Annotated in this window: 8 protein-coding genes and 1 pseudogene; 7 read left to right on the top strand and 2 right to left on the bottom strand. The window is 40.2% G+C overall.

Annotated features, from left to right (window positions below):
• Positions 1 to 3: 3 nt before the first annotated feature.
• From Phpb_RS09635 to Phpb_RS09610, 7 genes and pseudogenes are all read left to right on the top strand, one after another.
• Positions 4 to 1,035 (top strand): ABC transporter substrate-binding protein, encoded by a 1,032-nt coding sequence (locus tag Phpb_RS09635; RefSeq protein ID WP_065390147.1) that lies wholly within the window; start codon positions 4 to 6, stop codon positions 1,033 to 1,035.
• A 135-nt stretch (positions 1,036 to 1,170) separates the two neighbouring features.
• Entirely contained in the window at positions 1,171 to 3,249 is a 2,079-nt protein-coding gene (locus Phpb_RS09630) for an ABC transporter permease (protein ID WP_065390146.1), read from the top strand.
• 15 nt (positions 3,250 to 3,264) lie between these two features.
• Positions 3,265 to 4,320: a ferric ABC transporter ATP-binding protein gene (gene fbpC, locus Phpb_RS09625; RefSeq protein WP_065390145.1), complete on the top strand. Its 1,056-nt coding sequence runs from the start codon at positions 3,265 to 3,267 to the stop codon at positions 4,318 to 4,320.
• Positions 4,321 to 4,372: 52 nt separating this feature from the next.
• A pseudogene (locus Phpb_RS27535) lies at positions 4,373 to 4,528 on the top strand (replicative DNA helicase); the annotation flags it as partial.
• A gap of 59 nt (positions 4,529 to 4,587) precedes the next feature.
• Positions 4,588 to 4,977, top strand: a complete 390-nt coding sequence (locus Phpb_RS09620; RefSeq protein WP_065390144.1) for a type II toxin-antitoxin system RelE/ParE family toxin — start codon at positions 4,588 to 4,590, stop codon at positions 4,975 to 4,977.
• Entirely contained in the window at positions 4,967 to 5,296 is a 330-nt protein-coding gene (locus Phpb_RS09615; RefSeq protein ID WP_065390143.1) for a helix-turn-helix domain-containing protein, read from the top strand. The genes Phpb_RS09620 and Phpb_RS09615 overlap by 11 nt, the downstream gene beginning before the upstream one ends.
• A gap of 80 nt (positions 5,297 to 5,376) precedes the next feature.
• Complete coding sequence (locus Phpb_RS09610; RefSeq protein ID WP_065390142.1) at positions 5,377 to 5,652, top strand: helix-turn-helix domain-containing protein; 276 nt, start codon at positions 5,377 to 5,379, stop codon at positions 5,650 to 5,652.
• 188 nt (positions 5,653 to 5,840) lie between these two features.
• Here Phpb_RS09610 and Phpb_RS09605 read toward each other — a convergent pair whose 3' ends face one another.
• Positions 5,841 to 10,238, bottom strand: a complete 4,398-nt coding sequence (locus Phpb_RS09605; protein WP_065390141.1) for a Tc toxin subunit A-related protein — start codon at positions 10,236 to 10,238, stop codon at positions 5,841 to 5,843.
• Between the two features lie 47 nt (positions 10,239 to 10,285).
• Positions 10,286 to 13,174, bottom strand: a complete 2,889-nt coding sequence (locus Phpb_RS09600; RefSeq protein WP_065390140.1) for a Tc toxin subunit A — start codon at positions 13,172 to 13,174, stop codon at positions 10,286 to 10,288.
• Positions 13,175 to 13,188: the final 14 nt, after the last annotated feature.

Raw genomic sequence — 13,188 nt, 5'->3', positions numbered from 1 at the left:
ATAATGAAACTGAAACCTCTCTCTACACTTATCACAGCCGGTTTGGTCGTTGCCGCATTTACCAACAGCGCTCAAGCCGCCGGACGATTGATCGTTTATTGCAGCGCCACTAACGCTATGTGTGAAACTGAAACCAGAGCATTCGGTGAAAAATACAATGTAAAAACCACTTTTGTCCGTAATGGCTCAGGCAGTACCTTGGCAAAAATTGAAGCCGAAAAACGCAATCCACAAGCGGATGTCTGGTACGGTGGTACACTGGACCCGCAATCTCAGGCGGGAGAGATGGATCTGCTGGAGCCTTATAAATCCCCTAATCTGGCGCAAATCATGCCGCAGTTCCGCGACCCGGCTAAACGTAAAGGCAACTACAGCTCCGCGGTTTACGTCGGCATTCTTGGCTATGGCGTCAACACTGAACGTCTAAAAGAGAAAAATCTGCCGATTCCAACCTGCTGGAAAGATCTCACCAAACCGATATATAAAGGCGAAATTCAGATTGCCGATCCTCAAAGTTCAGGCACCGCTTACACCGCGTTAGCAACCTTTGTTCAGTTATGGGGCAAAGATCAAGCATTTGATTATCTGAAAAAACTAAACGCCAATATTTCTCAGTACACCAAATCCGGCATTGCCCCGGCACGAAATGCCGCCCGCGGCGAATCCGCAATTGGTATCGGCTTCCTGCATGATTACTCATTAGAAGTAGAAAATGGCGCGCCACTAAAACTTATCGCGCCATGTGAAAGTACCGGTTATGAAATCGGCGGCGTCAGTATCATCAAAAATGCCCGCAATATGGACAACGCTAAATTGTTTGTTGACTGGGTGTTATCCAAAGAAGCACAAGAACTGAGTTGGAAGAAAGGGAAAGCTTATCAGATCCTGACCAACACTAAGGCAAAAGCTTCTCCTTTGGCGCTTAAATTATCCGATCTGAAACTGATCAATTACGACATGGATAAATATGGCGCCAGTGATGTACGCAAAGAGTTAATTACCAAATGGGTGACAGAAGTGAAAATGGCTAAATAAAGTCAGTCAAGGGCGGAGCATTTCCCGCCCTTAGAAGCTATCCATCAGGCTACTTTATTTTCCCGCCCCCATAATGCCTGAGGGATAGCTTCTTACTGCTGCTACTACACAATAATAATAAAACAGAGGGAAATTATGTCTCACGCATTTACCTTGCCTATCAGACAGAAGCAGGATGCCGTGTTCTGGTGGATTGCCCTGATGTGGCTGGCCTTCGCGCTTTTGCCATCATGGAGCCTCGACTACGGCCTTTTCGACTCTACTCAAGATGAACTTCTCGCCGCCTATGGCTGGAACGGATTAAACATCAGCTTACTGTGGTTCCTATTACCCTCAGTGCTACTACTACGCCCACTGACACCAACAAACCGCAATCAACATAGCCGCCACTATTTTGACGCGGGTTATGCCTTATTATGCGCCCTATTTGTCGTTATTAGCGCAGCGATTATTGGTCGTGGGCTAGGCTACTCGACGATTTTCCTGTTTATCTCTCTAGGCGCGATTATTACCCTGGCCCTGTCTCGCCTTGAGTGGTTAGGTGGTGATCGTTTTGTTATCGGCTCATTGGTCACGGTTATTGCCCTCATCGGTATATTTATCCTTTATCCAAGTATCGCCATCTTTATTCCGATGTTTACGGATGATACCGGTCAGTTTGCTCCATTCGCTTTTCTATCGATCCTGGGGCAAGCACATATTATTCAGGTTATTATCAACTCCATTTTGCTCTCGCTGGCGGTTGGCGCGGGCTGTACTTTCTTCGGGCTGGTATTGGCAATTTACACCGCCAGAATCGCTCGCCGTTCCGCCATTATTGGCCGGGTATTCTCTATTTTGCCCATCGTCACACCGCCGTTTGTGGTCGGTTTAGGCGTCACATTGATGATGGGCCGCTCCGGCTACATTACTGAATTTATGGCGAGCTGGTTTGGCCTGACCAACACCAACTGGCTGTATGGCTTTACCGGCATCTGGCTGGCGCAAGTTCTAGCCTTCACACCAATGGCGTTTATGATCCTTGATGGCGCCATCAAAACCATCCATCCCTCATTGGAAGAAGCTGCTTATACTCTGCGGGCCAACCGCTATCAGACGTTCTTCAATGTTTTTATCCCGCTGTTGAAACCGGCGCTGGCGAACGCTTTCCTGATCGTCATTGTCCAGTCGCTGGCCGATTTCAGTAATCCACTGGTATTAGGCGGTAGCTTTGACGTACTGGCGACTCAGATCTATTTCTATATCACCGGTTCTCAACTCGACTATCAAGCCGCCAGTACTCTCGGCGCTTCGCTACTGGTTTTCTCGCTACTGGTCTTCTGCGTTCAGTATTTGTGGATTGGTAAACGTTCCTATGTCACGGTTTCCGGCAAATCCTACCGTGGTGATGTACAACCGTTGCCGACTTCACTGGTTTGGGGTGTCTGCGCCATCTTGTTTATCTGGGTTGTGTTCAACATTCTATTGTACGGCAGCATCTTCTACGGCAGTTTCACCGTTAACTGGGGCGTGGATTACACCCTGACCTTGGATAACTTTATCAAACTGTTCGGTCAAGGGATGAACGACGGCGCATGGCCATCATTGCTGGATACCTTGCTCTACGCCGGTATCGCCGCCCCTATTACCGCTATCCTCGGTTTGCTGATTGCTTACATTGTCGTACGCCAGGAATTTCGCGGTAAAAAAACCATCGAATTCACTACCATGCTGTGTTTTGCCGTACCGGGTACCGTCGCCGGGGTCTCCTACATTCTGGCCTTCAACGATTCACCGTTTTACCTCACCGGCACCGCGGCTATCGTCATAATCTCCATGACCATGCGTAATGTACCGGTGGGTATCCGGGCCGGTATTGCCGGTCTTGGACAAATTGATAAATCACTGGATGAAGCGTCACTCAGCCTGCGCGCCGGATCGATGAAAACCATCTTCCATATACTGTTACCCTTACTGCGCCCGGCGATTTTATCCGCACTGATCTACAGCTTCGTTCGTGCGATTACCACCGTCAGCGCGATTGTTTTCCTGGTTACGCCAGACACCCGTGTCGCAACCTCTTATATTCTGAATCGAGTGGAAGATGGTGAATACGGGGTCGCTATCGCTTATGGCTCGATCCTGATTGTGGTCATGCTGGCCATTATTTTCTTATTTGACTACCTGATTGGCGAAGCGCGGATCTCTCGTTCCAAAGCCAAAAATGTACAGTAATCACGGAGTGACGACATGACACAACAAAATTTTGTCGAACTGAAAAATGTAACCAAACGGTTCGGTAGCAACACCGTGATCGATAATCTGGAACTATCTATTCCGCAGGGACATATGGTCACACTGTTAGGACCCTCCGGCTGCGGTAAAACCACCGTATTACGTCTGGTTGCCGGGCTGGAAAAACCTAGCGCAGGTAAGATTTTCATTGACGGTGAAGACGTCACAGATCGCTCTATTCAGCAACGAGATATCTGTATGGTATTTCAGTCCTATGCCCTATTCCCGCATATGTCACTGGGGGAAAATATCGGTTACGGGCTGAAAATGCTAGGACGGCCTAAAGCAGAGATACGGGAACGGGTTAAAGAGGCGCTGGAGCTGGTGGACTTAGGCGGCTTTGAAGATCGTTACGTAGACCAAATCTCTGGCGGTCAACAACAGCGTGTCGCTCTCGCTCGCGCACTGATCCTCAAACCTAAAGTGCTACTTTTCGATGAACCGCTGAGTAACCTTGACGCCAATCTGCGCCGCAGTATGCGCGAGAAAATCCGCGAATTGCAGCAGCAATTTAATATCACCTCGCTATACGTTACTCATGATCAAAGTGAAGCATTTGCAGTTTCCGACGCGGTACTGGTGATGAATAAAGGTAAAATCATGCAAATTGGCACGCCACAAACACTCTATCGCCAACCGGCGTCTGAGTTTATGGCGAGTTTTATGGGAGACGCCAATATCTTCCCTGCGACTTTAAGTACTGATTATGTTGAGATTTTCCAATATCGCCTGCCACGGCCAGCAAACTTTACCACCAATCGGCAATCGGTAACGGTAGGCGTCAGACCGGAAGCAATTACCCTGAGCCATCAAGGTAATACCAGCCAACGCTGCACCATTAGCCATGTGGCTTACATGGGGCCACAATATGAAGTCACCGTCGATTGGCAAGGGCAAACTCTGCTATTACAGATTAACGCTACCCAATTGCAACCCGATGTTGGCGATAATTATTATCTGGAAATTCATCCGTTTGGGATGTTTATTTTGGCAGAGAAAAGCAGCAGTTAATTTGATTGCAAAAAATCCTGACTTTTAGATCAATAGGCCGCCAAATGGCGGCCTATATAATGAAAATACAGACACGAAAGGAATAGCTGAGGTCATCACAGGTAAGCTGCGCAACAACCTGATAGGTACGGTTTGACTGATATTTAACGGTCAATGGTCTCGATTTGATAACTACTCTGACCTAGCTTATATAGATAACATAGATTAAAACTTGCACAACACTATAGCAAAGATTACTATAATAAAAATTACCATCGCGGGGATTTCGTGGCTATTTACTTAACAAAACTTTTTAATAAAAAAGCTAAAAAACTAAAAATCACCACAGATACCTTACTTAAAGCGGCGTCTGAAGTCATGAATGGTGTATTTGAAGCTGATTTAGGCGGTGGTGTTATCAAGAAGCGGGTTCCTTTAAAAGGCACGGGTAAAAGTGGTGGCACACGAACTATCATCTTCTTTAAAAGTGGAACTAACCTGTTTTTTTTCGATGGCTGGTCAAAAAGTGAAGTCAGCGGAAAGAGAGCTAAGGAAATCGAGGACGATGACTTGGAGGGTTACAAAGACGTTGCCACAGAACTTCTAAAGTATGATGATAAAAAAATAAAAAAAATGCTCGAACTAAAACTTTTGGTAGAGGTGAAAGATGAGCACTAAATTGGACGAAATGCTTGGCTTTGCAAAAGAGCTAGAAGAGGCTGGTATTTCTAACGGTGATTTAACCAAAAAACTTGAAGCTAGAATTCAAGTTCGCAATTTAAGTAAACATATAGCTAAAGCTCGCCCGATGTCTGGCGATGAAATCAAGAAATTACGCGACCGTTATAACATTTCTCAAGCTAGTTTAGCTCTGGCGCTTAATATGACGAAAGAAAGCGTATCAAAATGGGAGCGTGGTGAAATTAAACCCAATGGGGCAGCATTAAGAATGCTAAACCTCATTGATAAACAAGGATTGAAAATTATCACCGCTTAACATAACCATTAAAGGTACCTTTCGGGGTATTCTGACCGCTGACAAACCTCGTTTAAGGCACTGATACAGGAGCGGAAATTATGAAAATGCAGACTTTTGAAAGCGTATGGGACGCGATCAGAGATACACCAGAGCAGGCCGAAAACATGAAGATCCGTGCTCAACTAATGAATATTCTCAATGCATGGATAACAAAACGGGAATTTACCCAAGCTGAAGCCGCCAAATTACTGGGGATTACCCAACCCCGTGTTTCAGAGCTTGCCAGGGGGAAAATACAGCTTTTCAGTGTGGATAAGCTGATTGCGATGATGGCTCATGCAGGTGTATATATCCGGCATATCGAGATAAGCTAGCCGGAAGTCGCTTTAACCACATTACCCGCCGTTTAACTCTCTCAAAAGTGAAATCCAGCGCTTAGCACGCTGAATTTCACTTTTACCTAATTCCCAATCAAAATAACAAGAACCTGGCAAATAATAAAAATAAATTTACCAGATTCCTAATTAAATATTAAATACAAAAACAGCGACAAATACACATATTATTTAAGTAGTTCTCTTACCTGACCAGAAAATGCCTCTCCGCCATCCTTCGCGGTATAACGTACATGCAAAATAATATCTGCCAAATTATCCAGAATATCTCGCTGTATACTGTCTGTTGCCGCTGATGGGAAGGTAAGTTTCCAGTCAGAAACCGCCCCGGTTCCTTCAAAAGGTAAATAGCGTTCATCACCGAAATTAAGATTAAATGTACCGCTATCATTAATACCTGATGAAAGTGCGATTTGTTGACTCGCTCTCAAATTCGTGACAATTTGCTTATTATCGCCTTCTTTATTTGAAAGTAAATATTTCACACCATTAATATCCGGCGTTTTCAATGTATAACTTTTAGTTTGAGTTAAAGTCGCTTTAATATCCTGATAAGGGCCAATTAATGTCGGCAGCGTAACCGATACAGAAGTGATCTGGCGTAAATAATGCCCGGCATAATCCTGATCAAATAATTTCTCATTCAGTATAAATGTAATTCCTTCACCGGTTTTAAGTTCAGATTGAATATCTTGCCATTTTTTCGTATCAGATAATAGATTTTTTAACGAGATCGTTTTAGTTAATTCTAAACGACGTTCATTACGATTCAAATAAGCCGATTCCATTTTCAATAGATTCAGTTTAATCTTTTCTCCGACCAACAAACCATTATGGTTATCGTCCCAACCATTTTGCACAATAAATTGTGTGGAAAAATCCCCCATTTCATATTGCCAACATGCTTGTGCATTTAAACATAGCGAAAGCACTGCATCGTAAGCCTGACGATATAATGACATCATCTGATCATTCAGCCATTGATAAAGCGAAGATTTCGTTACCCTGGTCACAGTAAGAAACTGATACATATCCTGCTCTTTTTGCAGTTGTGCCTGAGACTGTTGTAATGTTGTATTCGCGGCGGAAATTTGCGCCTCTTGCTGTTCAATCTGTTTTTTCAACATTTCCAGCTCACTTTCCGCCTGTTTATATTGAATCTCCCACTCTTCACGTCGCCGGTTATAACTGGCTTTAACGCTCAATGCATCACTTGCCATTTGCATCATTAATGATGCTGTACGTGTAATACCGGCAGAACAAACAAGCGGCATATGCCATCGTTGTCCACCAAATGACGTTCCCGCAATGCTAGGTATCAGCGAGGCGGCACCGGCGGCGGTTAACATTCCTTCCTCAACAGAAGAAATAATTTTTGCCGTACCTTGTAAATTCAAGGCGTTGGTTTCATCTGTAGAAATGTTTTCATCATAAAGCGCCTTATAATGATCAATCCGTTGTTGTAATGTCTGCTGACTTTTTAATAATGCCTGTTTCCCTTTTTCAGCGATTGCGACAGCATCTTTCTGCAATGAAATGGTAAAAACAGCTAACTCTTTCAAATGTAATTGATTCAACTCTTCCTGTTCCGCACGATCTTTACGTTCTTGCGCACTCAAAAGTAAATCACCAAAATGACTTAATGTATCTACCGCATGATAAACACTGGGTAATAATGCCCGGAAACGATAAGGCGGTATATTCAGAATAGCCGTACTACCTGCCGCCAATAATGATCCACCGTTCGCCAGTAAAGCAAGCAAATTTTTCGGATCGACAGGTGTTGCATATAATGGTAACGATAAAGGTTTACCATCTAAAGTTAAATTATGGCGCAAATTATAAAATCTGCTGGATAAAATATCCCAATACCACAGTAAATCATTGTTCAACGGCACTCTGAATATCGCATTATCCACCGCCGTATGAGCACTGACTTTAGTGGCTGGCAGATCAATGAATATATTAGGATCAATATTCCTCTCAAATTCGCGTAATTTATTATTCTTTGAAAAGGTGATATCTGCCAATTCAATCGGTAGCCAATGACTGACTAAATCAAAATCAGGTCTGGGGCCAAGTAATTGCTGTGCTTGAAGATAGCGTAATTTAGCGTTATTAAGTCCGTCATGGGTCAAAAAGCGATAAAAACTATCACCAAAATCAATTAAGTTCCGCACATACATTTGGAATATGGCTTTCTTATAATGTACCGGATCGGCATAAGCTATCGCATCGGGATCGTGCAATCCTTTTAGCTGTACTGAGCTATCTTGAGAAACCTCTAACAGACTGCAATTCCAATAGCCTGGGCTACCATTAGCCTTATTTTTTACTCCTGGGTTGAAAATATAATGTAACCAGTTTTGTGCGTCTTGGTACTGTTGTGAGGCATTAAGTTGATATGCAACTAAATAGGGCACATGAAAAAAAAGCTCCCAAAAATAAATACTATTCGCTCCGTTAAGCGCTGAATCATTATTTTTATCACTCCCCGGAATAGGCGGCTCTTTAATATGTTGTGTCTCCCAGCTCAGTACATCAGCAATAGAGTGGTTAGCCCGCGCAATAAGCTCCTTGCCAAATAGGGTATTTAATCTGATAGATCGATATTTAAATTGTAATTCAGTAATATCCAGATACTGTGCTTGCGTTTTTTTATCATAGGCCAACAGCAAATTAGGATAGGGCGTTTTACTTATTTTAACTTCATAATAATTATAACCTAAATCCGCATCTTCACCCTCGTTCTTATAACCTAATTTTAAAAATACACTCGAATCATTACCATTTATTTCATCGAGATCAAGTTCTACAGTAGTAATAATACTCTTTCCATTGAGTAGTTGACGTTTTGAATATAACAGACTATCGTTGCCTCCTTTACTATTCCATAAACAGAAATCAGCTTCCCGATAACCTGAATGATCAATATCTACTTTAGGCGTGCCATCTCCAGAAGCAACAAGTTTACCACCAGATTTATTGAGTTCTGAACTAAATACTTTAGCTTCTTTTAGTCCAGACAATGGTACTTCCATTTCTTTGGTAAAATGATAGGCATTACCTTGCTTTTGTCCCCATTCAGAAAAATTAACGTTCAACTCAGGATAACCACTCTGACTAGAATTAAACATAATATAAAAATAGTCACCCGACGCATAACTATTATCATTTATAGTCACCGCGACAGAAACGGTTATTTTCCCATTATTCTCTTTTGCGCCATCAGCAAGTGAAATATTAACCTTTCCTGCTTCACTCGATTTACTTTTAAGATCAATATCACATGTCACAGATTTAATAATCTCTTTGCCAATAGATAAACTATTATTACCACTAAGACGTAGTTTTCTACTCCCCATTTCAGCAAATAGTGTCATTTTCCCTGTCGCAAGCCCAGAATGACTTCCTGATTCCTGATAAACGGGTTTATCAACTAATTTATATGCATCCCCAAAATAGGCTGACAACATATTTGATTGTGTAAGATTCTCCGTATCATTAAATTTAATCTGTTGATAAATATAGAGATCTAATGACTTATCACCAACCAAAGGCACAGGAACTTCGTTAAATAGTAAATTACAGGAGTACGGATAATGCTCTTCTTTTCCTGACTTATAAATAGCAGAAATAACTAATACCGGTTCAGCTCGCAAATCCATTAATGCAATTAATTCAAAACCATCATTAACTTTACTCTTATCGCCGGTAAAAGTACGTAATTTATTTGGCAGACTCCATTCACCATTAAATTTTCGATATATCAAATTAATACTATAATAATTTTTTTCTTCATGATTATTATCAACTTCATGTGCCAACCAAACGATATGAAGACGACCATCAATAACAACCGGCCGGATCTTAATCACTTCCCCAGTAGCAGGAATACTAATTTTCTCCCATTCTTTCCAAGCGGTAGGATTAATGACATCTTGCATATTTCGATTAGCCATATTCAGGGATCGCCAATAATATTGACCTGGCGTAATATTCATCTTACCAATAAAATAATATTCAGCCTGAGCGGGAGCTAATTCTTTAGTCGTATTGATATAACCACTCATTAACTCTAAGTTACTTATTTCTTCAAATTTATTTAAATAATTCAATATAACTTCTTGAACAACTTCATCACTCAACTTCCCTTTATTTAAATTATCCTCCAACTCCTTAAAATCACTTGTTTTACCTTGGCGTAATATAGGGCTAATATAATTCTCTGGATAATTCCATAACTGTTGAAAACCAGACCAAATATTATATTGGCTTAAAACATCACTCCATTTCTCTACTCTATCTTCATATTGATAATCATACCCAGGTTCCATGTTAAGCATAATGCTATTAATATATTGCTGAATACTGGAAATCGCTTGTGCAACGACACTGGTATTAACCTGACTAGATACCTGATTATCAATCAGTAAATATTGATATAAATCATCCGGCGTTTTTAAATCGGGTGAATTAGCTGTTTTTGAAATATGCCCTAAGTAATAACTAACCAATCCATCACGAACATTCTCAGCTAATTTTTTAGAAACAATATTTTTCATATCCTGAACCTCTATTAGAAATTTTTATTACACGATGAAAACTATATTTACAGAGTTGCTACCATCATTGTGCCAACCTGTTTATAATCCTCATAAGAGGAATGAGCATTGATATTTATCGTCGCTAATAATGAGCGCATGGAAAGAGCCATTTCCTCAGACCAAACTTTAAGTCTCATCATGATATCTATTTCAGCCAATGTTTTCGCTCTATTCTCTTCCTTACCAATAATATGTGAATTAGCTAATAACACTTCATCACTCTGCCATGACAATAGTTCAGATAATATTTTCACCATATTATCTTTATCGTTATTTTGACTATTCGTATTGACTAGCTCCAAATAACGCAATATTTTATCTTCTGCGTTATCTAAAACAGAGACTAATTGCATCCAATCTCGGTAGCGACTGAAGTAATAAATAACCGATAAAGAAAGTTGCGTGTTTTGACAGCCAAACCGTTCAGGATATTCAGAAAAATGGTTCAACATCACCGTACTCAATTGAAAAGTCTTAATCACTGAAATATATCGGGATAAATCATACATCAGTATCAAATAATCCTGATTTATCATCTCTGGTTGCAAATTATTCTTATCAGACAGTTCAAATGACTTCAATAAAAAATCGTAACTATTTGAGCCAATCCAATTTAAAATAAATAAAGGAAACGGTTGTGATAACTGAAATGCATTTGCCAACATACTGGCCGATATTGCATTTTGTGCGGATTGAGTTTGAGTAATAATTGCAGCCCATTGCTCAGTAATAGATACTTTGATTCTCTCATCAAGTAATATACTTTTCATCACTTTATTAATTTCATCAAAAATATTAATATCAGGTTTAACCAAACCATATTTTTGATGAGATACTGCGTTTAAAACAGTTTGACGTAGCGTTAGCCAATCAATCAAATCACCATTATTATCTAATGCCGGTAAGATATTTGATGATAAATTTTCTAGCGTCAGACTTTCTGAATTACGATGCAATCCAACTTGATTAATAAAAGCCACCTGTGCCGCATTTCCGGTCATAACAACTTCATTAGCTGGTAATAAGAATAGTTGAAGAGTACCAACAGATAATTTATTTACTCTCAACCATTCTGTAGCCTGCTCCATTGCAAGCATAATATCCAGTATATCAGTTTGTCTATTATTTCCTGATTGCGATAAATAAGGCATACCCGCGACCTGTTTTAATACTTTATTTCCACCTATCAGCGTTAAAAGAACCACGCCTTCCTGTGGTGTTAACCCGAAAATTCTCGACAATTGCACAATACGGTAAAACGCAGAAATAATAGCAAGTGAACATGTTAAACTCTTTTTACCAATCGATTCAGCAACTAATGGCGCTAATAGAGCAAAATCCTTCGCTTCAATTTTTAAACCAGCACATAACTTACTAATAATAGTATCATCCTGCTTTGTTTCCGAATAAAACTCACGATCATCAATCACCAATGGCGTATCAAATAATGAAGATGAATTGAAAACCTGATCGAAGAAAGGAATCGCTGTACCCGTCGAGAAAGGGGTGATTTGATATATCAACGCGGCAAAATCATCAGGTGAAATATGATATTTTTTACTCCAATGATGAAAAATACCTAACATACGTAAAGTATTTTCATTCATCTGTAATTGTTTATTTGCATCTCCTTCTGCCCGCATCGTCGAAGTTACCAATAAGTCAATTTTATCTACCGGCAAATTAACCCATTTCCACAGCCGTATCATGCGATTTAATCTATCAAAGCGTTCATGATTCACACCGGATAATTTATTTACTTCCTGTAGCAAATTACCAGTTGAGACAAATTCACGATACAAATGTAGGAAATCACTCTCTTTTGCATTCGGCCCATTAATAAAAACCGCGCCATAACTATAAGGAGCCGCAGGTATACCTAAATTAAGCACATTTTGAGATAATCTCACATTATTTTGCTCTAATGCAACTTCCTTATTTGTAGATATTCCTTTTATACATAATAATTGCTCAACCTCTGCGACAGAGAACGCCGTTTGTGTAGTAAAAGTTGATAACAACTCAAGTAACTCGGCATTATTAACACCGTAATTATCCTGATAGAATTGGCTATTAGATGGATTCAATGGCTCATTAATTATTTTTTGCTGAGAAATTCCTAACTGGTTTACTAAAGGTGTTACAAATTCTCCGTTAGTTGTATTCAAATTGGATTTAAGAAAATAAGGATAACTCTTATCTGTCTGTTGCATCATTTCCAGACAAAAAAGTTTTTTATTATCAAATGTTAGATTAATTTGGTTTTGTGCATAATCATAAGGAAGTTGGAGCGGATAACGTATATTAGCCAAAAGATCATAACTGGATAAATTGGTTTTTCCTTGCTGTTTTAGCATAGCTTCCAAACGTTGACTTAGCATAGTATTAACCAATGACAGTGTTGAAACTTCTTGATTAATACTGACTTCATCCAGCATTAAATGTGCTAAATCAGAGCGGCGATCATCCATTTTAATCGCCTCAGCACCCGCGTTGGATTCAATATCCATCGCTAACTTATAAATCTCCGCTAAATAAGCGACCGGTGAGTTATTTGCTTCCGGTGCGCCATTTTGGCAGTATTGCTGCCAATTATCCTGAAATAAGGATTGATATTGAGGGCCTTCTTTTAATGAAAGCGAAGAATAACTCCTGACATAGCTATTATGAGTGTAATGCTGCTGGCGAAATTTACGCGCTATTTGTATAGCATAGCTGTTTGCTGTATCGTAAATATCTGCTGCCTGATGATCTGAATTATAATTTTCTAAGAATAGATTACGGGGTATTTTTATAATATCAAAAATAGATTTATAGCCTGATTCGATCATCTTATCAGTAAGGTTATATTTATCACCTAATCTCTTTAGCAATGGGCTGATATTATCATTCATAGAATCACCTTTAT

The sequence above is a fragment of the Photorhabdus namnaonensis genome (genome assembly GCF_001684335.1).
Taxonomy (GTDB): domain Bacteria; phylum Pseudomonadota; class Gammaproteobacteria; order Enterobacterales; family Enterobacteriaceae; genus Photorhabdus; species Photorhabdus namnaonensis.
Note: the sequence above shows the minus strand (reverse complement) of the source record. Positions and strands in the feature narration are given on the sequence as shown.

What these genes read in the sequence shown, in the direction of transcription:
- Phpb_RS09635 (WP_065390147.1), top strand. Translation starts at nt 4, where the DNA reads ATGAAACTGAAACCTCTCTCTACACTTATCACAGCCGGTTTGGTCGTT.
- Phpb_RS09630 (WP_065390146.1), top strand. Translation starts at nt 1,171, where the DNA reads ATGTCTCACGCATTTACCTTGCCTATCAGACAGAAGCAGGATGCCGTG.
- fbpC (WP_065390145.1), top strand. Translation starts at nt 3,265, where the DNA reads ATGACACAACAAAATTTTGTCGAACTGAAAAATGTAACCAAACGGTTC.
- Phpb_RS09615 (WP_065390143.1), top strand. Translation starts at nt 4,967, where the DNA reads ATGAGCACTAAATTGGACGAAATGCTTGGCTTTGCAAAAGAGCTAGAA.
- Phpb_RS09610 (WP_065390142.1), top strand. Translation starts at nt 5,377, where the DNA reads ATGAAAATGCAGACTTTTGAAAGCGTATGGGACGCGATCAGAGATACA.
- Phpb_RS09605 (WP_065390141.1), bottom strand. Translation starts at nt 10,238, where the DNA reads ATGAAAAATATTGTTTCTAAAAAATTAGCTGAGAATGTTCGTGATGGA.
- Phpb_RS09600 (WP_065390140.1), bottom strand. Translation starts at nt 13,174, where the DNA reads ATGAATGATAATATCAGCCCATTGCTAAAGAGATTAGGTGATAAATAT.